Genomic DNA, 24,629 nt, shown 5'->3' with positions numbered 1-24,629 from the left:
CTGGTTGAGGCGGTTCCGGTCGCACAGTGCCACGTACCGGCCGTCAGGCGACCAACTGGGCCGGCCGGGCAGCCCGCCCGCGCCGAGACCGGCCTTTCCCGGTGGGCGATACTGGGTTCGAACCAGTGACCTCTTCGGTGTGAACGAAGCGCTCTCCCACTGAGCTAATCGCCCGGGAACGCAGTGAACAATACAGGTCCCGGCACTCTTCCTTCAAACCGCTTGTCGCCCACCGGCGAGGTACGCCGTCAGCCCCCGCCGTCCGGCGCGCATCATCAGCCAGTGGTTGGCGCGGAAGAGGGGCCGCCCGGGTACGGCCAGACGCCTCAGCAACGGCTTGTGCACGTCGACCACCTGGTCGTAGCGGGCGAGGCTCCCCCTGCGGTGAGGGGTGACGGTCCAGCGCGCCCAGCCGTCGAGGTCACCGGACATGGCGATCTCCAGTACCCCCGCCTCGGGGTCCCGCCGCACCTCGCGGGCGGTGAAGACGATGTCGTACGGGAGGACGGAGCGGATCGTGACCAGGCCGGTGGTGTCGTCGATCCGGTTCACCTCGCGCACCTGGGGCCACCAGCGGGGGTAGTCCTCGGCCCGGGCCAGCAGGTCGTAGACGGTGCCGGGAGGCGCGGGCAGGGCCCATAGGCTGCGGAAGCGGTAGTGACTCCAGTCCATGGGCGGAGTCTGCCCCGACCAGGGGGATTCCACCGCATCTGAGTACGTGCTGAGTACGCGCACTCATGCCGTACGACGTGACGCGGCCCACACTCCAGGGCATGACGCACTTTCCGTCCCCGGCCGAGGAGTTGCGGTTCCTCGACGCCGAGCTGCGCCGACTGGACGCCCGCCGGGCCCAGTTGCTGCACCGCCGCGCCTGGCTGGTCACCGCGCTCCAAGCGGCGGCCGGGCCCACCCCGGCTCCCGTCGCGCCGCCGCGACCCGAGGCGTCGGCACCCCGGGTCCAGAACGTCCTGCTGGTGCTCGGCGGGGTCCTGCTCACCATCGCCGCGGTGGCGTTCACGCTGGTCAGCTGGGGGCACATGGGGATCGCCGGCCGGGCCCTGGTGCTCGGCGGGGTCACGGTCGCGGTGCTCGCCGCGCCGGTGCCGCTGCTCAGGCGCGGACTGCGGTCGACGGCCGAGTCGGTGGCGGGCCTCGGGCTCGCGCTGACCGTGCTCGACGCGTACGCGCTGCACGAGGTCGCGCTGGCCGACGTGGACGCCACGGGCTACGTCGCGGCCGCCTCGGCGGCACTGGCGGCCCTGTGGACGGCGTACGGCCTGCTGCCGCGCACCCGCGAGCTGTGCCTGCCCCTGCCCGCCGCACTGGTCACCGCCCAGCTTCCCCTGACACTCTGGGCGGTGGCTGCCGACCTGGACCTGTACGCGGTCACGGCCGCCGTGCTCCTGACGGCCGGGGTCGACACGGGTGTGGCGCTCCGGGTGCCCGCCAGGTCCGTACGGATCACCGCGGTGATCGGTGCGTACGTCATGGGCGCCTGGGGTGTGTGGGCCGCCGGTTGGCTGTCCTGGACGGCCACCGGCCCGAGCGCCGCCGCCCGGGCGGCGGCGCTCCTCCTCTTCGCGGCGGGCATCGCGCTGACGGTGGCCCGGCAGGAGGTCGCCGAGAAGCAGGCGGACGGTTTCGCGGTCACCGCCGGCCTCCTCACGGTCGCCGCGGTCGGCGGCACGGCCCGCTCGCTGGTGCCGGACGGTTGGACGGTTCCGGCGTATCTGGCGTGCGGTGTCGCTCTGTTGGCGGCCGTACGGGTGGGCCGGCTGCCGGAGGCGGTACGGCGCGGGCTCGTCCGGGCCTCCGCCGCCGTACAGGGGCTTGCCCTGCTGTGGACGCTGCCCCTGGTGGGGGTCACGCTGCTGGGTCCGGTCGCGTGGGCGGAGCAGGTGTGGTCCGGGGCGCCGGCGGACGTACGTCAGGCGGTGACGACGGCCACGCCGTGGCCGCTGGACGCCGAGGCGGTGCCCGTCGTCCTCGCGGTCGTCGCCGTCGTGCTGGTCCTCGCGGCACGTGACGCGGTCCGGCGGCCCCGGGCGCTGACCGGTGTGCTGGTGCTGGCGTGGGCGACGGCGCTGGTCCTTCCGCCGGTGTTCGAAGTCCCGTACGCGGCAGGTCTGGTGGCCCTGGGGATCACGACGGCCGGCGCGCTCGCGGTAGCCGTGCGGACCCGTCCGGCCGGGCGCCCGAAGGCGGAACCGGATGCTCAGCCGGCCGCAGCCCCCGCCCTCGCCTTCCCCACCCCTGGTCCGACCGCCACGGTCCTCGCCCTCCTCACCTCACTCACCCTCGCCTTCCTCGCCCTGACCACCGAGCCCGTGACCCTCGCCGTGCTCTCGGCTCTGACGGCGCTGTTCGCGGCCGCCTCCTGGAAGCCGCACCTCGCCCCGGTCACGGCCCCGACCGCGCTCGGGTACGCCGCCGCGCTGGCCTGCGCGACAGGTGCCGCGGCCGACTGGCAGCCGCAGTACACCGCCCTGCTGGTCCTGGCGGTCCCGACGGCGGCGGCCGTGCTCGCCGCACGGCTCGGGGGTTCGCGGGCGACGGTCCCGGTCGAGGTCACGGGCGCGCTCGCCGGACTGCTCGCCGTCGGGCTGGCCGCGGTCTCGACCGATCTGCCGATGCTCGCCCTGGTCCTGGCGCTGTGCGGTGTGATCACCGCCGGCACGGCGATCCGTCCCGACCGCCGCCCCGTCGCCCACGCCTCCGCCGCCCTCTTCGTCCTGGCCACCTGGGTGCGCCTGGCGGCGTGGGACATCGGGACGCCGGAGGCGTACACCTTGCCGGTGACCGTCCCGGCGCTGCTCGTCGGCGCCCTGCGCAGGCGCCGCGACCCGCAGGTCCCGTCCTGGACGGCGTACGGCCCCGGACTCGCCGCCACGCTCCTGCCGAGCCTCGCCACGGCCTGGGGCGACCCGCACTGGACGCGCCCCCTGCTGCTGGGCCTCGCGGCCCTGGCGGTGACCCTGCTGGGCGCCCGGCACCACCTCCAGGCGCCCCTGCTGCTCGGCGGGACGGTGCTCGCCCTGGACGCGCTGCACGAACTCGCCCCGTATCTCGTCCAGGTGACCGGCGCGCTCCCCCGCTGGGTGCCTCCCGCCCTCGCCGGACTGCTGCTGCTCGCACTCGGCGCGACGTACGAGCAGCGCATGCGGGACGCGCGACGAGTGCGGGAGGCCCTGGGCAAGCTGCGCTGAAGCGCCCCGTAACGGGCCCTACGGCATCCTGTCCCCGAGCAGCGCCAGGTTCTCGATGGCCGCGAGCCCGTACAGCGCGGTGTCGTTCGTGGACACCCACGCCGCCTCGCTGCCGGGGACCAGCGAGGCCGGCCCGCTCAGCTTCTCCGTCCGCCAGGGCGCCGACTCCTTGTAGCCGTCGGAGTTGTAGAACTTCTCCCACGCGCGCTTGGCGAGCTTGTCGTCACCCGTCTTTACGGCGGCGTACGCGTCGAGGCGCGAGTGTCCCTGGAACAGCAGCAGATTGCCGAAGTTGGAGCCGTAGCGCGCCGCCTGCTCGGCCTTGGTGGCGTTGAAGTAGCGGCAGTAGTCGAAGTACGCCTCGTTGAACTCGGGCATGTCGACGAGGTCGATGAGTTCGGCGCACAGCTCGTTGAGTCCGAAGACGGCGGACAGGTGCGAGACCTCCACCTTCGCCTTGTCGGCGACGGCGAACTTGCCGGTGTCCAGGTCGTACAGGCCGCTGCCCTGCACGAAGCCGTTGGGCTGGGCGGCGATCGTCTCCATCGTCGACAGCACGCGCGCCTTGGCCTTCTCCCACTTGGGGCCCTTGCGCTCCCACTCGGTCAGCCAGGCCGACACCAGCCCGCTCCAGTCGGTGCCGAAGCCGATCGACAGGGCGTGCCGGTCGGGCGTGTACGGCTCGGTGCGGATCTTGCGGAGCGGGTCGAGGGCGAGGAACGTGTCGTCGGAGTCGACGTTGGCGTGCATGAGGTCACCGACGCGTTCGTCGGCGGTGAGGAAGTAGTAGTACCTGCGGTACGTGGTGTTGGCGATGCGCTGCTGCTTGGCGCTGTCGGCGTAGTGCTGGACGCCGTGCCGGGTGCCGAGTCCGGCCCACTTCCCGAGGTGGTAGACGTCGACTTCACCGGTGTGCCGGGTCATCGCCTCGGCGAACCGGAAGATGTCCGCACGGCCGCTTCTCAGGTACGCGAACCAGAGCCACAGGTCCGGCGACAGCTCGGAGTTGTCCCAGGCGTAGCCGCCGATGTCGTACCGCCACTGGTGCCGGACGGTGTCGTAGGTGTGCATGATGTCGCCGTAGTCCCAGAAGCCGTACCAACGGCGCATCTCCACCTGGTCCTTGTAGTAGGTGAAGAGGAAGTCCAGGTGGTCCTCGATCTTCGCCTTGGCCGGCGTGGAGCGGTCCGGCTCGGAGTACAGTCCCGGCCCGAAGACCTTGGCCTTGATGAGCTGCTTGGGCGGTGCGGCGAGCTGCGGCAGCACCCGTACGGCCTCGACCTGCTGGGCGAGCTTCTCGGCGCTCGGGGTCGACTCGTTGGCCCAGAAGAGGAGTTCTGAGGTGCGGGCGATGCCGTACGGCGTCCCGAACTCCGGCTCGTAGTCCTCGTAGGTGATGTTGAGGCCCTCGAGCTGCTCGGGGTAGGTGTCCTGGCCCATGCCGTCGTGGTAGAAGCGCAGGTCCATGGGCTGTGCCTCGGGCGACCAGAGCCACAGGGTGACCTCGGCCTCGTCGGTGTGGGCGTCGCGGATGTCGAGCTGGGCGGGGAACTTCTCCCAGAAGTCCCGCAGTCCGAAGGAGAGCCCGCCGCTGACGCCACCGACGTAACCGAACCCGGAGGCCCGTCGGCCGCCGCCGGCGCCGATCCAGCCGTGGCCCTTCTTGGTGCGCTTGCGCAGGGTGAAGCCGTCGGCGGACAGCTGGGAGAGGGTGTAGTCGCCCCACTCGGGGATGTACTGGAGGCGGGTCGTCACCCGCTGGTCCCACGTCGAGGGGTCCGGCAGTTTCTGCCCGGCGAACTGCGCCGCCTGTACGGCCGCGCCGGGGTCGCGGCGCAGTCCGGTGATGCCCTTGACGGCCTCGCGGAGCATGCCGGTGCCCTCGCCGCCGATGCGGATGTGACGGTCGTACGACTGGTCGCGCATCGGCACGCTGAAGCGGACGCCGATGCCGCGGATGAAGTCGCCGCTGGCCTTGCCGGGCTCCTGGGTGCCGTCGTAGGTGATGGTGTGCACCATGCGGAAGGAGTCGGCGCCCGCATAGAAGTAGAGCCGGAGGGAGAAGGGCAGCCAGCTGCGGCTGCCCTTGCGGTGCTTGCCGTCGATCCTGACGACCGCGCGGACCGGGCCCTCCTGCTCCACGGTGACGTCGGAGATCGCGCCCTCGAACCGCTCGGTCCTGACCGCGCCCTGGTCCTCGTCCTCGATCTCCGGCTGACGGATCAGCACGAGCCGCCCGTTCCTGGCGATCTCGGTGGAGCCCCGGGTGACCGACTTGATCAGGGTGGCGCCGGACTTGCCGATCCTGGCGGTGATGACCCCGGTCGAGACGGTGATCGCTCCGCCGCTCTTGTCGACGGTGACCTTCTTGTCCGGTACGGCGGCCTCGCCGGCGGTGAGGGTGAGCTTGCCGTCGCCCGAACTCACCGCGTGTGCGGTCCACTTGAGCGAGCCGTCCGGCCAGTAGGCGATCGGCCAGGACTGCACGGGCACGGCCTTGCCGTCCGCGTCCGTCACCGCGAAGGTCTGGTCCTCCCGGCACGCGCCCTTCGGCCACGGCACACCGACGGTGGAGCCGGGGGCGGCGCCCAGGCCGCCGTCCTCCAGCCAGTCCAGGGTCACGGGGCCGTCGTCGGCGTCGGCGGCTCTGGGCGCGGCCTGCGCGTCCTTGGCGCCCAGTGCCCAGCTGAACTGTGCGGCGGCGCCGGCGACGGCGGCCGCCTTGAGGATGGACCTGCGAGGGATGGGGGACATGGCCTTTCCTTTCCGTGCGGATGCAAGGGGGGTGGTCAAGGGCATGACAGAAGGAGGAGCGGCGCCCGGGCCGACCTTGGGCGAGGCACCGCCGCTCAGCGGTGCCGGTACCGGGCTTCCACGGCGACGCCGGCAGCCGCGACGGCCCCCAGGACGGGGACCGCCAGCGGCGGGACGAACCAGGCGGACAGGGCCACGACAGCCAGTCCGCAGACGACCAGGAAGGACCCGGCGGGGTCGAGCACGGTCCGCCGCCCGGCGTCCGCGAGCAACGCCCGCCAGGCCGCGCCCGGCGTCCAGACGGCGGCCGCCCGCAGCAGGGCCACGGCGGCCCCGATCAGCGCGAAGACACCGACGGCGCCGACGAGCGGTCCGCCGGGAAGCCCGGCCCGCGCGGCCAGGACGTCCACCCAGACCGCGACGGCCACCGCCCACCCGGCGAGCCCGACGATCCATCCGCCGCGCAGGGCGGCCCGGAAGTCCGCGACGAACTCCCGCAGACCACCGCCCTCGTGAGCCGTACGACGCCGCAGATGCCGCGCGCCGGCCGCGAAGGCCGCGGGGTAGGTGACGACCCCGAGACAGGCCACGGCGATCCACACGCCGGTGAGCAGGCACTCGGCGAAGACCGCGAAGCGCTCGCCGAACACGGACTCCTTGCGCGGAGCGCGGCCCTTCACGCGTGCTTGCGCCATGGTGACCGCCTCAGCCCTTCAGTCCGGAGGTCGCCATGCCGTCGATGAGGTAGCGCTGGAAGGCCATGAAGAAGGCGATGACCGGCACCAGCGCCACCAGCGACATCGCGATCATGCTGCCGTAGTTGGAGATGCCCTCCTGATCGCGGAACATCATCAGGCCGAGCGAGACGGTGTACTTCTCGGGGGTGTTGAGGTAGATCAACGGCCCCATGAAGTCGTTCCACGCGTTGATGAAGGTGAAGATGGCGCTGGTGATGATCGCGGGCCGGCTCAGCGGCAGCACGATCGACCAGTAGGTGCGCAAGTGCCCGCAGCCGTCGAGCTTGGCGGCCTCGTCCAGCTCGCGCGGCAGCCCGCGCATGAACTGCACCATCAGGAAGACGAAGAACGCCTCCGTGGCCAGGAACTTGCCGGCCACGAGCGGCACCAGGGTGTCGGTGAGTTCGAGGTTGCGAAAGAGCACGTACTGCGGGATGAGCAGCACGTGGTAGGGCAGGAGCAGCGTGCCGATCATCAGCGTGAACAGCAGGTTCCGCCCGGCGAACCGGATCTTGGCGAAGGCGTACGCGGTCAGCGAGCTGGACAGCACGACACCGGCCACGGCGAGGACCGCGTACATCAGCGAGTTCCAGAAGAAGCTGCTGATGGAGATGCCGGAGATGCCGTCGGCGAGCCCGGAGAAGTTCGCCCAGACCGGCTTGGTGGGCAGCAGCTCCAGGCTGGCGATGATGTCCTTGCTCGGCTTGAACGAGGCACCGAAGACCCAGATCACGGGATACAGCACGACCGCGAGGACGACGAGCGCGCCCACGTGCCAGGCGATCGATGCGGTGCGCCGCCGCTCGTTCGCGGTGCGCAGGGCAGGGCTGGTGGTGGCACTGGTCACTTGGCGGCCTCCTCGTAGTGCACCCACTTCTTCTGCGACCAGAACAGGACCGCCGTGACGAGCGCCACCGCGATCACCAGCGTCCAGGCCATCGCGGAGGCGAAGCCCATCTGGGCCTCCTTGAAGCCCTTCTGGTAGAGGTAACAGGTGTAGACGAGCGTGGCGTCGGCGGGCCCGCACCGGCTGTCGGAGACGACGTACGCGGAGCCGAACACCTGGAACGCGTGGATGGACTCCAGCAGTACGTTGAAGAAGAGCACCGGGGAGATCACCGGCAGCGTGATGTTCCAGAACCGGCGGAGCGGGCCGGCCCCGTCCACCTCGGCGGCCTCGTACAGCTCCTGCGGGACCTGCTTGAGGCCGGCCAGGAAGATGACCATCGGCGCGCCGAACTGCCAGATGCTCAGGGCCACCAGGGAGTAGAGGACATAGTCCGGGTTGCCGATCCAGCCGCCCACGTCGAGACCGAAGATCTTCTGCGTACGGTCCACGATCGCGTCGTCCGAGAACAGCGCCCGCCACACGAAACCGACGGAGACGCTGGCGCCGATGAGCGAGGGCATGTAGAACGCGGCCCGGTACAGGCCCTGCCCGCGCCGCTTCTGTGCGAGCAGCAGCGCGACGCCGAGCGCGAGCAGCAGTTTCAGCGGGGTGGCCACGACGACGTACTTCAACGTGACCTCGACCGACTTCTGCCAGCGCGGGTCCTGGAACATCGTCGTGAAGTTGTCGAAACCCACCCACTCAGGCGGCGTGAACAGGTTGTACCGGGTGAACGCGTAGTACAGCGACGCGATCATCGGCCCCGCCGTGAGCAGCAGGAACCCCGCGATCCACGGCGACATGAAGAGATAACCGGCGAGGTTCTCGCGGCGTCGCCCGCGCCGCCCGGCGACGGGGGCGGCGGACCGCTTCCCGGCCGGGCGCGCGGGCGCTTCCTTGACGAGCGTCATGGTGGTACGTCCCCTCAGCCCGCGAACGCGGCCTTGGCCTCGCTGAACAGCGCCTTGGCGGCGTCGGCCGGCTTGGTCTTGCCCTGGGTGACCTCGCCGCCGATGCGCAGGAACGCCGCCTCGATGACGTCGGCGCCCGAGGGGTGCGGGGTGATCTTGCCGAGGACGCCGGCCTTCGCGACCTCCTCCTCGTACGCCTTGACGCCCTTGTTGTTGTCGTCGGTGGGCGTGAACGCGTCGTACTGCTCGGTGGTGGCGAGGATGCCGCGGTCGTAGCCCATGATCTTGCCGACCTCGGGGTCGTGGACCATGAAGTCGATGAACTGGGCGACTTCCTTGGGGTGCTTGGTCCCCGAGAAGGCGCTGAGCATCAGGGAGCCGAGGTACTGGCCGGTCTGCTTGCCGTCCGTGGTGGGGATCGGCGCGAGCCCGTAGTCCGACTCGCCCTCGCCCTCGTAGCGGATGGAGAAGTTGTCCCAGGTGAACTCGGACGCCGCGAGGCCCGCCGAGAGCGCGGACTTGGGCTTGACCTGCTCGACCTTCTTCGGGTCGGCGACGAGCCCGGACCGCACGCGCTTGTAGCCGTCCTCCCACCACTGCGTCAGATCGTCCTCGGTGAAACCGAGATCGGTGTCCGTGAAGAAGGCCTTGCCGTTCTGACGCAGGTACAGGTCGTAGAGGTACATGATGCTGCAGTAGCCGGTGTCGCCGGCGATCTTCAGCTTGTCCTGGATCGTCTGGAGCGCCTCGAAGTACTCGTCCCAGGTCCAGCCGAACTTCGCCTCCACGCCCGCCTTCTCGAAGGCCTTGAGGTCGATGACGAGCGCCATGGTGTTGGCGCCGACGGGTACGCCGATCTGCTTGCCGTCGACCTGACCGTTCGCCAGAACGCCGTTGCGGAAGTTGTCCAGGCTCAGATTGCCCGCGTCCGCCTGGGACTTGAGATCCATCAGCACACCGCGCTTGTCGTACTTGCGCAGGAAGCCGATCGCATTCTGGAAAACGTCCGGCGGATTCCCGCCGGAGGCCTGCGTCTGGAACTTCTCCCAGAACGCTTCATAGTCGGTGAATTCAGGCTTGATCTTGATCTTCGGGTACTTCTTCTCGAAGAGTGCGATCGTCTTCTTGATGGCGATGGTGCGCGGCTCGCCGCCCCACCAGGCGTAACGGAGCGTCACCGTCCCGTCTCCGGAACCGCCGTCACCGCCGCACGCGGCCGTCGCGCCCAGGCCGAGCGTGGCCGCGGAGGCCCCGGCCACCTTCAGGATCGTGCGCCTCTCAACATTCCTGCTGGTTCCCATGGTTGGGCCCCCTCCCCGCAGCGTCATCGCCGTCTGCATGAATCGTTTCAAGTAAGCGCTTGCTGGCACAAGCTACGAGGGGCCCCGTGGTGCGTCAATGATTCGGACAGGAATTTCTTGTGGGCCGACGCGGCAAGTTGACGACCCATCGGGAACGATCCGGGCACCGGATCACCCAACTCCGCAGGTGGGGCGCGTGCGACCGAGGGGTCGAACGGGAACTGGCCAACCGCACACGCATGCCGGTCGGCCAGAAGTCGCCTACCGATCAGGGGCGGCAGGGCCTGACCGGCACCGGCCGGGCGCACCAAGGAGCGCTGCTGCCGGCCGCATACGCCGACGGCCCGCCTGCACTGTCGCAGACGGGCCGCCGAACCGGGGTGGGCGATACTGGGTTCGAACCAGTGACCTCTTCGGTGTGAACGAAGCGCTCTCCCACTGAGCTAATCGCCCGGGCGCAGGAAGTACATTACCCGATGTCAGGGGGTGCGTGTGACCAGCGCGAACCCGCACCGGCCGACACCCGCACCCCCGTCGCGGATCACTCGTCCTTGATCATTGGCCCATGATCACCGGCCCCTGATCACCGGCCCTTAATCACTGGTCCTTGATCACTGGTCCTTGATCACTGGTCCTTGATCTTCCAGGGCATGACGATGCCGAACTTCCACACGTAGATGCCGGCGAGCACGGCCACGATCACGAGCCCGATCGTCGTCAGGATGATGTTGCGGCGGCGCACCTTCGGGTCGAGGGCGCGCTGGGCCGCCTCGGTGACCTTGCGCTTGGTCCAGCGCAGGACCAGTTGCGCCCAGACGAACTCGGTCGCCCAGACCGCCATGCCGCCGAAGATCACGACCCAGCCGGGGCCGGGCAACGGCAGCATGATGATGCCGACGACCACTATCGCCAGGCCGATGACGAAAATGCCCACCTGCCAGCTCAGGTGCAGCACACGGCGCGCCTTGATGAACTCCGGCGCCTTCGAGCCGAGGCCCTGCTCGCTGTCGCCTTTCACACCATCCACTTCGGTCTCGTCCGCCGCCAAGGCAACCTCACCCGGCTCGTTACTCCCCGTATTCATACGGCCAAACCCTACCGGACCGAAACCGGTCACCGGAATGGTCGTACCTCGCGAACGGGTTCTCGGCCGGAAGAGTTACGTAAACACACGCAAAACACTCAGAGGGGTTTACAACGGCACCGTAGGTGGCATGTCGATTTCGCCGACGTGCGAATCCCCGAGCGCACACTGAGCGAAAGGCCCTGGCGCTTATGAACACCACGGTCAGCTGCGAGCTGCACCTGCGCCTCGTTGTGTCGAGCGAGTCCTCCCTGCCTGTCCCCGCAGGCCTGCGGTACGACACGGCCGACCCCTACGCCGTGCACGCCACCTTCCACACCGGAGCCGAGGAGACCGTCGAGTGGGTGTTCGCCCGCGACCTCCTCGCGGAGGGCCTCCACCGGCCCACCGGAACCGGCGACGTCCGCGTCTGGCCGTCGCGCAGTCACGGCCAGGGCGTCGTGTGCATCGCCCTGAGCTCTCCGGAGGGCGAGGCGCTGCTCGAGGCCCCGGCACGGGCTCTGGAGTCCTTCCTGAAGCGAACGGATGCCGCTGTGCCTCCCGGAACGGAGCACCGGCACTTCGACCTCGATCAGGAGCTCTCGCACATCCTGGCGGAGAGCTAGGGCGAGGCCGTACAAGCCGCCCGGTGCCGTCGACTCGGGGAGACGGCTCGGGCCAAGACAGCCGTATACGGCAAGCACGAGCGCCGTCTCCGCTCCGCGGGGGCGGCGCTGGCGTGCGTCGGGCGGACGGCGCCGGCGCGTCGGCTGGGGCGCGTGGCGCTGGTGGGTGGGGTGTGGGCTACGGGGAGCGTGGAGTGCGGGTGGAGGTCTGTGGGGGGCCGGGGAACTTGAGGGCCTGGGGAACTTTGGGGCTTGGGGGGCGAGCGCTGGTGCGCTCAGGTGCGCGGGCCTGATGCGCGCTGCGCGGCGCGACCTGGTGTGCCTGAACGCGCGTGACGGAGATGCGTGGACGCGGCGGGTGCGGTGCGCGCGGAGTGAGGCGACGGTGGCGTTGAGCGCGGGCGCGGCGGACGTGGAATGCCGGCCCTGGTCGCCAGGGCCCCGGCCGCTGATACGCGTACGCACGCGGGGCTGATGCGCGTAGACGCGCGCGACGCTGGCCGATGCCGACGCGGTGCTGGCCGGTGTCGGACGCGGCCATGGTGGCGGCGGGGTTTGGGCCGGGTCAGGGTCGGCCTCGTGGCTCGGCGTTCCAGTGCCGCGTCAGCTGTGGCCGAGGGGCGCATGGCGGCTCTCGCGGGCTGCCGCGCCGGGGAGCCACCGTGCGGGCAGCGGGAACCGTCGGCCTCCCAGTGCGGCGCCTGCTGCGGCCGAGGGGCGCACGGCGCGGCGCTCGTGGGCTGCCGCGCCGGGCGGCCGCCGTGCGGGCAAGGGCACTCGGCGGGAACCGTCGGCCTTGCCCTGGCGTTGTAATCGACGTCACCCGTGGGGCCGGGGCCGGTGCCGTCCGGGCGGATCCCGTTACGATCGGCCACCATCGGCGGGCGCCCGCCCGACCCCCCAGGCCAGGGAGCGAAACGTGCTGATCACCCATGACGTCCGGTGTGCGCTCGATGCCGTGGTGGATCTGGTGAACACCGCCCCGGAGGACGACGACGCACCCGACGTGCTGCCCGATGTCCCGGCTCTTGCCGATTACGTGCGAAAGCACAAAATCAGCGATGTCGGGGTTCTCTCCGAGTTCGATCTGTCGGCGGTGCGCAAGGTGCGGGGCCGGTTCGCCGCGATCTTCGAGGCGGCGGACACCCGTATCGCGGCCGGGCTGATCAACGAGTTGGTCGCCGCCGCGGGCACCACCCCGCGCCTCACGGACCACGACGGCTACGACTGGCATGTGCACTACTTCGCCCCCGGCGCCTCCGTCGCCGACCACCTGGCGGCCGACGGCGGGATGGCGCTGGCGTTCTTCGTGGTGGCCGGGGAGCAGGAGCGGCTGCGGCGCTGTGAGGCCCCGGACTGCCGCCACGCTTTCGTGGACCTCTCCCGCAACCGCTCACGGCGGTACTGCGACAGCCGTACCTGCGGAAACCGTCTGCATGTGGCCGCCTACCGAGCGCGCCGCAAGGAAGCGGCCGGCTGAGCGGCGGCGGCGATCGAGTCGGTCGGCGTCGAGGGTCGGGCACGACGTGTGTGTCGACGCGGACCCCGGCGGATGGCGCCGGGGACCGCGAGTACGGCTCACAGCAGCAGCAGGTCGTGCAGCGCAGCCATGAGCAGCAGACACCCGATCACCGCAAGGAAGATCATCAGCGGTGGCTGGGAAAGGGCGAAGAGGCACCCGCGAGGTTCGTCCTGAGGTGGCGCGGCCTCGCTTTGAGTCGTGTCCAGCATCTCGCGGCGATGATGACGCAGTTGCCCCTCGCCGCGCGATCAACACGCCCGGAATGAGCGGGAGTTCGCTGTATTCCGCGATGTCCGGTTCGAGTCGTGATCGCTTACGGACGGGCAGCGACCCACTGTGTCGTTTCGGCCCCGCCGACGGGGTTCATATGCCGTGCTTCTTGAGGATGGCCTCGATGTCGCTGAAGTCGTCACCGGCATCGGCTCGGGGCGCGGTCGCCGGGCCGGTCGCCGGGCGGGAGCCAGAGCCCAAGGACGGCGCCGAGGCCGACGGTGCCACCGCCTCGGGCCGGCCGGCGGCGCGCGCCTCCTTGCGCTCCTTGCGGGTGCCGCCGCGGCGGCGCTCCACCGCGCGGGTAGTCGCGAACAGCAGCCAGGACACGCCGAGGACTCCGAAGCCGGCCCAGGCCGTCGGGCTGAACGCGGTGTCCGCGAGCCAGTCGACGACACCGGTCATCACCAGGCCGAGCGGCACGAGCGAGTACGCGGCGGTCCGCGCGGCCGCGAGGAACCGCTTGCGGTAGGCCGTGATCGCCGCGATGCCCAGGCCGGCCGCGGCGACGGCGGAACAGACGGTCTCGGCAATCATCCGGTGTCCTCCAGGCAGGCTGGGTCGAGGTCACGGCCCTTCGTTCCTTCCTTCCATCCTGCACCGTGACGACCCCGCCCGGCCACGCCTGGGCCGGACATCAGGGACATCTCCGGGTCGCCTCCTCCGCAGGTGCCGGTGGGAGCCGTAGGAGAACCTGTCGGAGCCGTACGACACAGGCCGACCGGCACCGAAGCACCAGGTCGGATTGGGTCGTCCGCGCGGCTGCTGGGAGACTGGCGCCATGAGCGACTCCTCCCCCGACCGTCCCGCCGCCCCCGTTCTCGACGTCTGGTGCGAGCTTCAGTGCCCCGACTGCCGCAGCGCCCTGGACGATCTGCGTGCCCTGCGCGACCGCTACGGCGACCGGCTGGAGGTACGGCTGCGGCACTTCCCGCTGGAGAAGCACAAGCACGCCTTCGCCGCCGCGCAGGCCGCCGAGGAGGCCATCGAGCAGGGGCAGGGGTGGCCGTACGTCGAGGCCGTGCTGGGCCGGGTCGAGGAGCTGGACCGTAAGGGAGAACCCTTCCTGGTCGAGGTGGCGCGGGAACTCGGCCTGGACGCCGAGGAGGTCGACACGGCGCTGATCGACGGCCGGCACATCCTGATCGTCGACGCCGACCAGGCCGAGGGCAAGGCGATCGGCGTGACCGGCACCCCCACGTATGTGATCGGCGGCGAGCGCCTCGACGGCGGCAAGAGCCAGGAAGGACTGCGCGAGCGCGTCGAGGAGATCGTGGACCGGCTGCTCGCCGAGCGGACCGCCTGACCGACACCTCCGCTACAGCAACGTCTTGTACAGGGCGTACTGCCTCGTCTCGTAGCCGAGTGACTCGTAGAGCCGCTCGGCCGGGGTGTTGCCCGCGAAGACGTTGAGGCCGATGACCCGGTGCCCCGCCGCGATCGCCTGGGCCTCGGCCAGCAGCATCAGTGTGCGTCCGTGTCCCTCGCCGCGCCGGGCCGGGTCGCTCTCGACGTCGAAGACGTAGGCGCGGCCTTTGAGCGACGCCACCCACAGGGTGCCCACCGGGGTTCCCTCGTGTTCGAGGACGCTGAGGAACACGTCCGGTGTGCGCAGGCCGTCCGGCAGCAGTGCGGCGTGGTCACGCTCCGACTTGGTCCGGGCCTCGGACTCCGGGACCCCGCGCTCGACCCAGTCCCGGATGTAGTCCTCGTGGCCCTTGTCGAGCCAGGGCCCGTACTCGGCCTCCGTCATGGGGCGTGCCCGGCTGCCCGGCGGCAGTTCGGGCGGGGTGTCACCGAGCGTCTTCTCCATGCCGCGGTTGCGCACGACGTAGCCGAGCGCCGTGGCGAGCCGGAGCGCCGGTGCCGCGTCGGCGGGGACCGTCACCTCGATGCGCTTGCAGCCCCAGCCGCGCGCCACCTCCTCGGCGGCGAGGGCGGCCACCGTGCCACGGCCGCGTCGGCGGTCCGCCTCCTCGATCCGCAGCCGCGACATCCGTGCCACCGCGTCGCCGAAGACGGGGTGCGTACCGAGGTGAAGGACGCCCACGGGGCGGCCGTTCACGCACACCTGGAAGCGGCGCGAACGCGTCCCGTCCGCATTGCGCTGAAGCGGCTCGGTCGGCCGCAGGGTCGTGGTCATCACAGGTGTTCTACCCACCACGGCGCCCGCGGTCAGCCGAATATCCGCGCCCGTCGCATCAGCGGTCGTCCGGTCGCGTCCCTCGCGTCGGCGTCCGTGGCGTCAGCGTCGGTCACACCGGCGTGTCACGGGTCCAGGTCGTCGCCGGACCGCTCGGCGAAGATCCGCATGGCCTTGGCGGTCACCGGGCCCGGGGCGCCCGGCAGTTCGCGCTCGTCGACGCGGTGCACGGCCTGGACGTCCCGGAGGGTGGAGGTGAGGAAGATCTCCTCGGCGCGCTCGACGACGTCCAGCGGCAGATCGGTCTCCTTGGCGCCGGTCCACTCGATCGTCAACTGGCGCGTGATGCCCGCGAGGCAGCCCGAGGCGAGCGGCGGGGTGTGGATCTCGCCGTCCAGGACGACGAAGACGTTCGACCCGGTGCCCTCGCACAGTTGCCCCACCGTGTTGCCGAACAGGGCCTCGGTGGCGCCGTGTTGGTGGGCGCGGGCGAGGGCGACGACGTTCTCGGCGTACGAGGTCGTCTTCAGGCCGGTGAGCGCGCCGCGCTCGTTGCGGGTCCAGGGCACGGTGATCACGGCCGTGGAGTCGGCGTGCCGGGCGGTCTCGCCGAGGGCGACGACGAGGGTGGGACCGTACTCACCGCGGTCGGAGCCGAGGGGGCCGTGGCCGCCGGTGTAGGTGATGCGCAGCCGGCCGAGCGGCATCGGGTTGGCCTCGATGACGGCGGCGCAGGCGCGGCGGACCTCGTCGTGGTCGGGGTCGGGCAGGCCGAGCCCGCTCGCCGAGCGCGTCAGCCGGTCGAGGTGCCGGGTCAGCGCGAACGGACGGCCGTCCAACACCTTCACCGTCTCGAAGATGCCGTCGCCCACGGTCAGCCCGTGGTCGAAGACGGAGACACGGGCGGACTCGATGTCCTGGAGCCCGCCGTCGAGCCAGATCCTCACGATTGCAGTCCCTCTCCACTCACCTCGTACGCTCCCGACGCTACCGCGAGCAGCCGGGCGGCCTTCAGCTCGGTCTCCCGCCACTCCCCCTCGGGGTCCGACCCCCAGGTGATCCCGGCGCCGGTACCGAACCGCAGTACCCCCTCGGCCCGGTCGACCCAGAAGGTACGGATCCCGACGGCCAGCTCGCCGACACGCCGGTCGGCGTCGACCCAGCCGATGCCGCCGCAGTACGGCCCGCGGGGCGCCGTCTCCAACGCGTCGATGATCCGCAGGGCACTGGACTTGGGCGCCCCGGTGACCGAACCGGGCGGAAAGGCGGCGTCGAGCAGCTCGGGCCAGCCGGCGCCGGGGCGCAGCTCACCGCGGACGGTGGACACCAGATGCACCAGCCCCGGATGCTTCTCCACGGCGCACAGGTCGGGCACGGTCACGGTCCCGGTGGCGCACACGCGGCCGATGTCGTTGCGCACGAGGTCCACGATCATCACGTTCTCGGCGTAGTCCTTCTGCAGCAGGTCCGCCTCGGTGCGCCCGGTTCCCTTGATCGGCCCGGACTCGACGATCCGCCCGTCACGCCGCAGGAACAGCTCGGGGGACGCGGTGGCCGTCTCCACACCGTGCGCCGGCAGCCGGATCGTTCCTGCGTAGGGCGCCGGGTTGCCGCGGGCGAGCAGCGCGGTCAGGGAGTCCACGTCGGCGTCCGGGCCGATCGGCGCGCTCAGGACGCGACAGAGGTTGGCCTGATAGACCTCGCCGGCCGCTATGTACTCGCGGATGCTCCGTACGCCCGCCGTGTACGCGGCACGGTCGAGTGAGGACGTCCAGTCACCGATCGCCGGACCGCGCCACCGTCCGGGAACCGGGGCGGGCACGGGTTCCTCGCGCACGTCCCGGAAGCGGGCGCAGGTCAGACGGCCCTCGAAGTCGGCGCAGACAGCCCAGAAACCGCTGGAGTCCAGGGCGGTCGGGTCGCTGGTGACGTCGAGCAGGCCGGTGGCGACACGGTCGCCGAAGCGGGCGAGAGGAGGGAGGTCGAGCACGCAGTCGAGTCTATGGCGGGTGTCCCGCGGCTGACCTGGCCATGTCGGTTCCGGGTCCTCGGCAGGTCCCTGAGCAGGCGTAGCGCAGCACGCTGCACAAACGCGTTTTTGTGCTGGCCCCGGAATCCGCTAGAGTTCAACTCGTCGCCGGGCCGCGAGAGCGGAACGAAACGACAAGCGGACGTAGCTCAGTTGGTAGAGCGCAACCTTGCCAAGGTTGAGGTCGCGAGTTCGAGCCTCGTCGTCCGCTCGAAGGAACAAGGGGATCTTCCCGAACCCCCTGCACTCCTGGTGGAGTGGCCGAGAGGCGAGGCAACGGCCTGCAAAGCCGTCTACACGGGTTCAAATCCCGTCTCCACCTCCAAGGACGATTAGCTCAGCGGGAGAGCGCTTCCCTGACACGGAAGAGGTCACTGGTTCAATCCCAGTATCGTCCACTGGATCTTCGGATCCCCCCGCGCGATTAGCTCAGCGGGAGAGCGCTTCCCTGACACGGAAGAGGTCACTGGTTCAATCCCAGTATCGCGCACGCAGCAGCCCGTGATCTTCGATCGATGCTGGATCACGGTCCCGAGGACGATTAGCTCAGCGGGAGAGCGCTTCCCTGACACGGAAGAGGTCACTGGTTCAATCCCAGTATCGTCCACACACCGAAGCCCCCGGTCGATGACCGGGGGCTTCTTCGTGGCTCGGTGCGGCTCAGCTGGAGAACAGCATGTGTCCGAAGCTCTTGTGACGGCGGTGGCCGTAGTGACCGCCGTGATGACCGCCGTGGTGACCGCCGTGCGGGGCGCCCCAGGCCGGGGCCTGCGGTGCGGGCGGATATGCCTGGGGGGCGGGGGCGGCCGGGGGTGGCGGGGCCGGCTGGGACCACTGGGTCTCCAGGCGGGTCAGCGACTCCAGCTCGCCGTAGTCGAGAAAGATCCCGCGGCAGCCGCTGCACTGCTCGATCTGGACGCCGTTGCGGTTGTACGTGTGCATCGGGGCTCGGCACTTCGGACACTGCATGGTCGGCTCAACTCCTCGCCGGTCGGTCCTGCTTCGCATATCACCAGGACAGACTCTGTCCGGCTGCGGTCGGTTGCACCCTACTTCGCGCGTCCATGGGTCAACTCAGGGGGGACGGAAGCCATTCGGTCACAGGCGTCGACGAGGCACTGCTCGACCTCGTCGAGGAGGCGGCCCTCGGCGAGGGACTTGGTGATCGCCCGGGCGGCGGTCTGCACGGTGAGGGCCCGGGCCGGGACGTCCAGCGTGGGCCAGGGGTCGCCGTCGGCGGGGACGGCCGGGCCACCGGCGTCGCGGTAGGCGGTGAGGAAGCGGTCCCATTCGTCGGGCGGGAGCAGCCCGCAGGCGTACCAGGCGGCGGGCCGTCCGAGGTCCCAGGCCGGCACGCCCACGCCGAGGTCGTCGACGTCGATGAGGAGCCAGGGGCCGTCCGGGGCCGGGTGCCGAACCAGTTGCCCGAGGTGGAGGTCGCCGTGGCAGAGAGTGGTGGTGTCGGGCTGGGGGGCCTGGGCGCGGGCCCAGGCGGGGAGGGTGTCCCAGGCGCGGAGAACGGCGGTGGCGCCGGTGGTCGGGGCGGTGTTCGTCGCGGCTGTCGCCGTGGCTGTGGCCGTAGCCGTGCGCAGGCGGGATACGGCCAGCGCGGCTTTGACGGGGCCCCGCATGGGAGGGAGCGGAGTCGGGGCGGGGGTGCGATGCAGCCGGGCGAGAAGGGTTGCCGCGGCTTCCCAAGGGGCCGCGTCGGGGTCGGTGGGGTCCACCGGGGTGCCGTAGGGCCAGCAGGTCACCAGGCGACCGTGCAGGTCCACGGGCGTGGGGTTGAGCGGGGGAAGGAGGAGGCCGGGCAGGTGCGTGGCGGCGGTGAGGCGCGGGGTCAGGTCGGCGGGGGTGGTGTCCGGGGCGTGGGCCTTGGCGACGGTGTCGGCGTGCCGGATGACGGTGGCGTCGGGGCGGTCGGCGAGGGTGACGGTCGCTCCGCAGGGACAGACGGAGGTACGTGCGTGTGCCGCGGCTTCGGCTCGCGCGGTGAGGGCGGGCAGGAGGGGGTTCGGGGTCACGGGGGGTCCCTTGGGTGCGGCTGCTTTGGGCGCGAGCGTACGCGGGGAAGGCACCCACCGGGCTCGCCCCGCCCGGATCACCGCGGACACGCACAAAGCAATGCCGGCGCAGCTCCCCAGCTGCGCCGGCATTTGTGCCGTCCGCCGCACCCCCGTCCCCACGGGGTTTCATGGGTGGATGTCCCCGCCCGGACCGCTCTTCCGGGCCTGGGGTCGCCGCTCAGCGCCCCAGCATCACGCCCACGGACGACGCTTGTGTGGCCACTGCCTCCCAGCCGTCGAAGACGACGAGGAGCAGGACCGCCAGGGGAAGGGCCATGAGCGTCGCCACCAGGGGGTGGCGGCGGCCCTGGCGGCGGGGGCGCAGCCCGATGCGCTCCTGCGTGCGGATCAGTGTCCGCGGTGCCGTCTGGGCCATGGTCCCTCTCCTGACCTGTGTCAGTTGTCGTTGGCAGCGGCGGGTGTCTGACCTCGGGGGACGAGTGCTGCCACCCGCCGCTTGACTTCAAATCTAGGCGTGCGACCGCCCCGGCACGTCATGCCCTCGTACCCATTGCCGGGCCTCCCGGAGGATGAGCCACGACGTGCGGAGTACTCCCCTGGGTGGAGACGAGGTCCTAGGTCTCGGGGTCTTCCCGGAGGGGACGCCCGGCCTGCCCGGATTTCCCCTACCTTGTCTCCGGCGCCTTCTCCGAGCCGTGCTCACGCGGCACCGGCTGCTCGACCAGCGCCAGTACCCGGTTCGCCATGAAACGGGCCGTACGCACGACCGTCCCGCTTCGGGTGACTTCGCTCACTTCCACGACACCCCGGCGCACCGCCGTCTCCACCCGGCGGCCCGCTCTGCTCGCCACCACCTCGTACGTGCGCGTCGTGTCGCCTGCGTCCACGACTATCTCCACACGATCACCCTTCACGGGCTCAATCCCCCTTCTGCGACGGGTGGTTGGGGGTGGAAAAGGGCCTAAGTCGGCCTGCTCACCCGCTCCCTGACCACCTTTCAAGTGTCCCACCCACCACTGACAATCCATCGCGTCGAGAGGGCGCGGCCTCTGCGCACCGCGGCCCGTGGAAACGTAAGCTGTGGCTCGTCAGACGGACCGGGCAGCGGGGATGAACATGGCGATGATGCGCCTGAGGCGCGAGGACCCGCGCGTCGTCGGCTCCTTCAGGCTTCACAGACGGCTCGGCGCGGGTGGAATGGGCGTCGTCTATCTGGGCTCCGACAAGAAGGGGCAGCGGGTCGCGCTGAAGGTGATCCGGCCCGACCTGGCGGAGGACCAGGAGTTCCGCTCGCGGTTCGCGCGTGAGGTCTCGGCGGCACGGCGGATTCGCGGAGGCTGTACGGCACGGCTCGTGGCCGCCGACCTGGAGGCGGACCGCCCGTGGTTCGCCACCCAGTACGTCCCCGGCCCGTCCCTGCACGACAAGGTCGCCGACGAGGGCCCGCTCGGCGCGGCGGAGGTCGCCGCCATCGGCGCGGCCCTGTCCGAGGGGCTGGTCGCCGTGCACGAGGCCGGGGTCGTCCACCGGGACCTGAAGCCGTCGAACATCCTGCTGTCCCCCAAGGGCCCGCGGATCATCGACTTCGGCATCGCCTGGGCCACGGGCGCCTCGACCCTCACCCACGTCGGTACGGCGGTCGGCTCCCCCGGCTTCCTGGCCCCGGAGCAGGTGCGCGGCGCCGCCGTCACCCCGGCCACGGACGTCTTCTCGCTCGGCGCCACGCTCGCGTACGCGTCGATGGCCGACTCCCCCTTCGGGCACGGCAGTTCAGAGGTGATGCTGTACCGCGTCGTACACGAGGAGCCGCAGCTCCACGGCGTACCGGACGCCCTGTCCCCGCTCGTACGGGCGTGTCTGGCGAAGGACCCGGAGGAGCGGCCCAGCACGCTCCAGCTGTCGCTGCGCCTCAAGGAGATCGCGGCCCGGGAGGCACAGGGGCTTTCGGACGTACGCCCGCCCGCGCCACGCAGCGCGGAGACGGACCGCCCCACCGGGCGGCTCGCCGACACCTACGCGGAGCAGCAGCGTGCCCAGCGCCGCGCGCAGGGCACTCCCCCGCCGCGCGGCACCGGCGCCCCTCGGGTGCCCGGGCCCGCCCGCGACGGAGCCCCGTCGCGCAGCGGTACGGCGTCGTCCCGGTCCGGCGCCCGGCCGATCCCCTCCTCACGGAACACCTCCCGTTCCGGCAGCGGCAACCGGCCGGCCCCGCGCAGTGGCACCGGCCGTCCGGCGCCGCGGAACACGGGGACCGGGCGGCGGCCCGCCAACCCGCAGCTGCTGCGGCAGCGGCTGTTCGTGTTCGTCGTGGTGACGCTGCTCGTGGCGCTCGGCATCGCCGCGGCGCAGGGCTGTCAGGGCCCGCAGCGCGGGCTGGGCGACGACGGGAACGGCGATCGGCAACGGCAGGAGCACGTGGAGCCGGGGTACGAGCCGCTGGACGGGGACGTGATGTCCGAGCGGTACGAGTCGACGTTCGAGATCACCGAATAGCCGTCCCCCGGCATCGCGGCAGCCTCACAGGCCGGGCAGGACGCGCTCGAAGAACTCCCGGTCGCCGTCGAAGACCGGGTCCAGGGCCAGGAACTCCTCCGGCGTGACCCAGCGCGCGTCGGCGACCTCGTCCGGGTCGGGGACCACCTCGCCGGTGTCGGCGCGGGCCGTCCACCAGTGGAGGCGGAAATGGCCGTCGTCGGTCGCGGACTCCCAGACCTTGGCCAGGGGGACGACGGTGAGGCCGACCTCTTCGCGGACCTCCCGGACGACGGCCTCCCGCTGGGTCTCCCCCGGTTCCACCTTGCCGCTGAGGGGCTGCCAGTAACCGGGGAGCGGGCCGGCGGGGCCGCGGCGGATGGCGAGGACGCGGTCGGCGCGGAGCAGGACCGCCACGATCGCCTCGCGCCGCGCCGTCACGATGGGCCCTGTGCCTGCGGGCGGCCCGAGGCCACCGCGTAGAAGGCGACCGCGGCCGCGGCGCCGACGTTGAGGGAGTCGACGCCGTGGGACATGGGGATGCGGACCCATTCGTCGGCGGCCACCAGGGCCTGCCTGGACAGGCCGTCGCCCTCGGCGCCGAGCATCAGCGCGACCCGGTCCATCCGGTGCGGGGCGGCCTCGTCGAGGGTCTTGGCCTTCTCGTCGGGGGTGAGGGCGAGGAGCGTGAAGCCGGCCTCGCGGACCGACTCCAGGCCCTTGGGCCAGGTGTCCAGGCGGGCGTACGGGACGGAGAAGACCGCTCCCATGGAGACCTTGACGCTGCGGCGGTAGAGGGGGTCGGCGCAGTCCGGGGACAGCAGGACGGCGTCCATGCCGAGGGCGGCGGCCGAGCGGAAGATGGCGCCGATGTTGGTGTGGTCGTTGACCGACTCCATGACCACCACCCGGCGGGCGGACCTCAGGAGTTCGATGGCGGTCGGCAGCGGCTTGCGCTGCATGGAGGCGAGCGCGCCGCGGTGCACGTGGTAGCCGGTGACCTGCTCGGCGAGCTCCGGACTGACCGCGTACACCGGGGCCGGGAGCTCGTCGATGACGTCGCGCATGACGTCGACCCACTTGGCCGAGAGCAGCATGGACCGCATCTCGTAGCCGGATTCCTTCGCCCGTCTGATGACCTTCTCGCCCTCGGCGATGAACAGGCCCTCGGCCGGCTCGCGCTTGCGGCGCAGCTCGACGTCGGTCAGGCCCGTGTAGTCGCGCAGGCGCGGGTCGTCGGGGTCCTCGACGGTGATGAGATCGGCCACAGGGTGATACTGCCTTGTCCTGGGTGCGGTGCCAACGGTTCGGTACGGGTTGTGTTACCCGGGGTTACTCGCGGGGTGCGACGGCCGTGGGACCGACCTTCACGACCTCGCCGATGACGATGACCGCCGGGGGCTTGACCTCCTCGGCGCGTACGGTCTCCCCGACCGTCGCGAGGGTCGCGTCGACGCGGCGCTGGGTGGCCGTCGTGCCCTCCTGGATCAGGGCGACCGGCGTGGCGGCGGACTTGCCGTGCGCGACGAGGGTCTCGGCGATCTTGCCGATCTTGTCGACACCCATGAGGATCACGAGCGTCCCGGTCAGCTTGGCCAGCGACGGCCAGTCGACGAGGGAGCGCTCGTCGTCGGGGGCCACATGGCCGCTGACCACGGTGAACTCGTGGGCCACTCCCCGGTGGGTGACCGGGATGCCGGCGGCGCCCGGAACCGAGATCGAGCTGGAGATCCCGGGGACCACCGTGCAGGGGATGCCGGCTTCGGCGAGGGCGTGCAGCTCCTCCATACCGCGGCCGAAGACATACGGGTCGCCGCCCTTCAGCCGTACGACCGACTTGCCCTGCTTGGCGTGCTCGATCAGGGCGTTGTTGATGGCCTCCTGGGCCATGAAGCGGCCGTACGGGATCTTCGCCGCGTCGATCACCTCGACGTGCGGCGGGAGTTCGGCGAGCAGGTCGCGCGGGCCGAGCCGGTCGGCGATGACGACGTCGGCCTCGGCGAGGAGGCGGCGGCCGCGGACGGTGATGAGGTCCGGGTCCCCCGGGCCACCGCCGACCAGGGCGACGCCGGGGGTGCGGGTGCGGTGGTGCGGGGCGACGAGTGTGCCGTCGCGCAGGCCCTCGACGACCGCGTCGCGGATGGCGGCGGTGTGGCGGGGGTCGCGGCCGCTCGCCTCCGTCGTGAGGACGGCGACGGTGACGCCCTCGCTGTGGCCCGTCGCCGGGGTCCAGGCCGTCGCCCGGTCCGCGTCGTCGGAGCGCACGCACCAGACGCGGTGGCGCTCCGCTTCGGCGGAGGCCCGGGTGTTCGCTTCCGTGTCGCCGGTGGCGATCAGGGCGTACCAGGCGTCGGCGAGGTCGCCTTCCTCGTAGCGGCGCCGGTGCCAGGTGATCTCGCCCGCGTCCGCCATCGCCTCGACCGAGGGGGTCACCTCGGGGGATACGAGGAGGATGTCGGCGCCGGCTGCGATGAGGGCCGGGAGGCGGCGCTGGGCGACCTGACCGCCGCCGAGGACGACGACCTTGCGGCCGGTGAGGCGGAGGCCTACCGGGTAGGCGGGGTTTTCGGCCATGAGGGTGCGGCTCCTGTTCACGGCGGTGCGGTGGCCCTGACGTGCGGATTTTACGGTGCGCGTGGGACGGGCGGATCGGGTGTCCGGTGGCTGGGCGCCGTGGCC

At 71.2% G+C, this 24,629-nt stretch carries 24 protein-coding genes and 7 tRNA genes; 10 read left to right on the top strand and 21 right to left on the bottom strand.

Going from position 1 to position 24,629, the window contains the following annotated elements; translation table 11 throughout:
* Positions 1-102: 102 nt before the first annotated feature.
* Positions 103-174 (bottom strand) — tRNA-Val (locus tag ABZ078_RS37790).
* Between the two features lie 39 nt (positions 175-213).
* The gene (locus ABZ078_RS37785; RefSeq protein WP_356583044.1) at positions 214-672 is read right to left on the bottom strand and encodes an SRPBCC family protein; all 459 of its coding nucleotides are present in this window, start codon (positions 670-672) and stop codon (positions 214-216) included.
* Between the two features lie 101 nt (positions 673-773).
* On the opposite strand from ABZ078_RS37785, the gene ABZ078_RS37780 reads away from it, so the two are divergent.
* Positions 774-3,206: a hypothetical protein gene (locus ABZ078_RS37780; protein ID WP_356583042.1), complete on the top strand. Its 2,433-nt coding sequence runs from the start codon at positions 774-776 to the stop codon at positions 3,204-3,206.
* Positions 3,207-3,224: 18 nt separating this feature from the next.
* On the opposite strand, the gene ABZ078_RS37775 is transcribed toward ABZ078_RS37780, so the two are convergent.
* From ABZ078_RS37775 to ABZ078_RS37745, 7 genes are all read right to left on the bottom strand, one after another.
* Positions 3,225-5,960, bottom strand: coding sequence for a Tat pathway signal sequence domain protein (locus ABZ078_RS37775; protein WP_356583040.1), 2,736 nt, complete (start codon positions 5,958-5,960; stop codon positions 3,225-3,227).
* Between the two features lie 95 nt (positions 5,961-6,055).
* On the bottom strand, positions 6,056-6,655 hold the full coding sequence (locus ABZ078_RS37770) for a hypothetical protein (RefSeq protein WP_356583038.1): 600 nt from the start codon (positions 6,653-6,655) through the stop codon (positions 6,056-6,058).
* Positions 6,656-6,665: 10 nt separating this feature from the next.
* On the bottom strand, positions 6,666-7,544 hold the full coding sequence (locus tag ABZ078_RS37765; protein ID WP_356583036.1) for a carbohydrate ABC transporter permease: 879 nt from the start codon (positions 7,542-7,544) through the stop codon (positions 6,666-6,668).
* Positions 7,541-8,497, bottom strand: coding sequence for a sugar ABC transporter permease (locus ABZ078_RS37760; RefSeq protein ID WP_356583034.1), 957 nt, complete (start codon positions 8,495-8,497; stop codon positions 7,541-7,543). Before ABZ078_RS37760 ends, ABZ078_RS37765 begins: the two co-directional genes overlap by 4 nt.
* 14 nt (positions 8,498-8,511) lie before the next feature.
* Entirely contained in the window at positions 8,512-9,798 is a 1,287-nt protein-coding gene (locus tag ABZ078_RS37755) for an extracellular solute-binding protein (protein ID WP_356583032.1), read from the bottom strand.
* Positions 9,799-10,179: 381 nt separating this feature from the next.
* A tRNA-Val gene (locus ABZ078_RS37750) sits at positions 10,180-10,251 on the bottom strand.
* Between the two features lie 172 nt (positions 10,252-10,423).
* Positions 10,424-10,882, bottom strand: a complete 459-nt coding sequence (locus ABZ078_RS37745) for a TIGR02611 family protein (protein ID WP_356583048.1) — start codon at positions 10,880-10,882, stop codon at positions 10,424-10,426.
* Between the two features lie 191 nt (positions 10,883-11,073).
* On the opposite strand from ABZ078_RS37745, the gene ABZ078_RS37740 reads away from it, so the two are divergent.
* Positions 11,074-11,487 carry an SsgA family sporulation/cell division regulator gene (locus ABZ078_RS37740; protein WP_004002642.1) on the top strand — a complete coding sequence of 138 codons (414 nt, stop codon included), beginning with the start codon at positions 11,074-11,076 and terminating at the stop codon, positions 11,485-11,487.
* Positions 11,488-12,406: 919 nt separating this feature from the next.
* Positions 12,407-12,967 (top strand): CGNR zinc finger domain-containing protein, encoded by a 561-nt coding sequence (locus ABZ078_RS37735; RefSeq protein ID WP_356583030.1) that lies wholly within the window; start codon positions 12,407-12,409, stop codon positions 12,965-12,967.
* Between the two features lie 98 nt (positions 12,968-13,065).
* On the opposite strand, the gene ABZ078_RS37730 is transcribed toward ABZ078_RS37735, so the two are convergent.
* Complete coding sequence (locus tag ABZ078_RS37730; RefSeq protein WP_004002639.1) at positions 13,066-13,218, bottom strand: hypothetical protein; 153 nt, start codon at positions 13,216-13,218, stop codon at positions 13,066-13,068.
* A gap of 154 nt (positions 13,219-13,372) precedes the next feature.
* Positions 13,373-13,816, bottom strand: a complete 444-nt coding sequence (locus ABZ078_RS37725) for a hypothetical protein (protein WP_356583028.1) — start codon at positions 13,814-13,816, stop codon at positions 13,373-13,375.
* A 244-nt stretch (positions 13,817-14,060) separates the two neighbouring features.
* Between ABZ078_RS37725 and ABZ078_RS37720 the strand changes: the two genes are divergently transcribed.
* Positions 14,061-14,585 carry a DsbA family protein gene (locus tag ABZ078_RS37720; RefSeq protein ID WP_356583026.1) on the top strand — a complete coding sequence of 175 codons (525 nt, stop codon included), beginning with the start codon at positions 14,061-14,063 and terminating at the stop codon, positions 14,583-14,585.
* A gap of 12 nt (positions 14,586-14,597) precedes the next feature.
* Here the strand turns inward: ABZ078_RS37720 and ABZ078_RS37715 are convergent, their stop codons facing one another.
* From ABZ078_RS37715 to ABZ078_RS37705, 3 genes are all read right to left on the bottom strand, one after another.
* Positions 14,598-15,422, bottom strand: coding sequence for a GNAT family N-acetyltransferase (locus tag ABZ078_RS37715; protein WP_356583024.1), 825 nt, complete (start codon positions 15,420-15,422; stop codon positions 14,598-14,600).
* 125 nt (positions 15,423-15,547) lie between these two features.
* Complete coding sequence (locus tag ABZ078_RS37710) at positions 15,548-16,369, bottom strand: aminodeoxychorismate lyase (RefSeq protein ID WP_356583022.1); 822 nt, start codon at positions 16,367-16,369, stop codon at positions 15,548-15,550.
* A complete protein-coding gene (locus tag ABZ078_RS37705) occupies positions 16,366-17,412 on the bottom strand; it encodes a chorismate-binding protein (protein ID WP_356583020.1) in 1,047 nt (348 codons plus the stop codon). Before ABZ078_RS37705 ends, ABZ078_RS37710 begins: the two co-directional genes overlap by 4 nt.
* A 177-nt stretch (positions 17,413-17,589) precedes the next feature.
* Here ABZ078_RS37705 and ABZ078_RS37700 point away from each other — a divergent pair.
* The 5 genes from ABZ078_RS37700 to ABZ078_RS37680 all read left to right on the top strand — a co-directional run bounded on the left by ABZ078_RS37700 (position 17,590) and on the right by ABZ078_RS37680 (position 18,058).
* A tRNA-Gly gene (locus ABZ078_RS37700) sits at positions 17,590-17,662 on the top strand.
* A 40-nt stretch (positions 17,663-17,702) separates the two neighbouring features.
* Positions 17,703-17,776: transfer RNA gene (locus ABZ078_RS37695), tRNA-Cys, on the top strand.
* A 1-nt stretch (position 17,777) separates the two neighbouring features.
* Positions 17,778-17,849: transfer RNA gene (locus ABZ078_RS37690), tRNA-Val, on the top strand.
* Positions 17,850-17,869: 20 nt separating this feature from the next.
* Positions 17,870-17,941, top strand: a tRNA-Val gene (locus ABZ078_RS37685).
* A 45-nt stretch (positions 17,942-17,986) separates the two neighbouring features.
* Positions 17,987-18,058: transfer RNA gene (locus tag ABZ078_RS37680), tRNA-Val, on the top strand.
* Between the two features lie 53 nt (positions 18,059-18,111).
* On the opposite strand, the gene ABZ078_RS37675 is transcribed toward ABZ078_RS37680, so the two are convergent.
* From ABZ078_RS37675 to ABZ078_RS37660, 4 genes are all read right to left on the bottom strand, one after another.
* Positions 18,112-18,420, bottom strand: a complete 309-nt coding sequence (locus ABZ078_RS37675; RefSeq protein WP_356583018.1) for a zf-TFIIB domain-containing protein — start codon at positions 18,418-18,420, stop codon at positions 18,112-18,114.
* Between the two features lie 80 nt (positions 18,421-18,500).
* Positions 18,501-19,475, bottom strand: coding sequence for an aminoglycoside phosphotransferase family protein (locus tag ABZ078_RS37670; protein ID WP_356583016.1), 975 nt, complete (start codon positions 19,473-19,475; stop codon positions 18,501-18,503).
* Positions 19,476-19,695: 220 nt separating this feature from the next.
* A complete protein-coding gene (locus tag ABZ078_RS37665; RefSeq protein ID WP_356583014.1) occupies positions 19,696-19,893 on the bottom strand; it encodes a hypothetical protein in 198 nt (65 codons plus the stop codon).
* A gap of 250 nt (positions 19,894-20,143) precedes the next feature.
* Positions 20,144-20,392 carry a hypothetical protein gene (locus tag ABZ078_RS37660; RefSeq protein ID WP_356583012.1) on the bottom strand — a complete coding sequence of 83 codons (249 nt, stop codon included), beginning with the start codon at positions 20,390-20,392 and terminating at the stop codon, positions 20,144-20,146.
* Between the two features lie 196 nt (positions 20,393-20,588).
* Between ABZ078_RS37660 and ABZ078_RS37655 the strand changes: the two genes are divergently transcribed.
* Positions 20,589-21,971, top strand: a complete 1,383-nt coding sequence (locus ABZ078_RS37655) for a protein kinase (protein WP_356583046.1) — start codon at positions 20,589-20,591, stop codon at positions 21,969-21,971.
* Between the two features lie 24 nt (positions 21,972-21,995).
* Here ABZ078_RS37655 and ABZ078_RS37650 read toward each other — a convergent pair whose 3' ends face one another.
* The 3 genes from ABZ078_RS37650 to cobA form a co-directional block, all read right to left on the bottom strand.
* On the bottom strand, positions 21,996-22,391 hold the full coding sequence (locus ABZ078_RS37650) for an NUDIX domain-containing protein (RefSeq protein WP_356583010.1): 396 nt from the start codon (positions 22,389-22,391) through the stop codon (positions 21,996-21,998).
* Positions 22,388-23,218, bottom strand: a complete 831-nt coding sequence (locus tag ABZ078_RS37645; protein WP_356583008.1) for an RNA methyltransferase — start codon at positions 23,216-23,218, stop codon at positions 22,388-22,390. Before ABZ078_RS37645 ends, ABZ078_RS37650 begins: the two co-directional genes overlap by 4 nt.
* Positions 23,219-23,282: 64 nt before the next feature.
* Complete coding sequence (gene cobA, locus ABZ078_RS37640) at positions 23,283-24,524, bottom strand: uroporphyrinogen-III C-methyltransferase (RefSeq protein ID WP_356583006.1); 1,242 nt, start codon at positions 24,522-24,524, stop codon at positions 23,283-23,285.
* Positions 24,525-24,629: the final 105 nt, after the last annotated feature.

It is taken from the genome of Streptomyces sp. NPDC006385 (assembly GCF_040612485.1).
Classification (GTDB): Bacteria; Actinomycetota; Actinomycetes; order Streptomycetales; family Streptomycetaceae; genus Streptomyces.
This window is presented reverse-complemented; position numbering and strand designations above follow the sequence as displayed.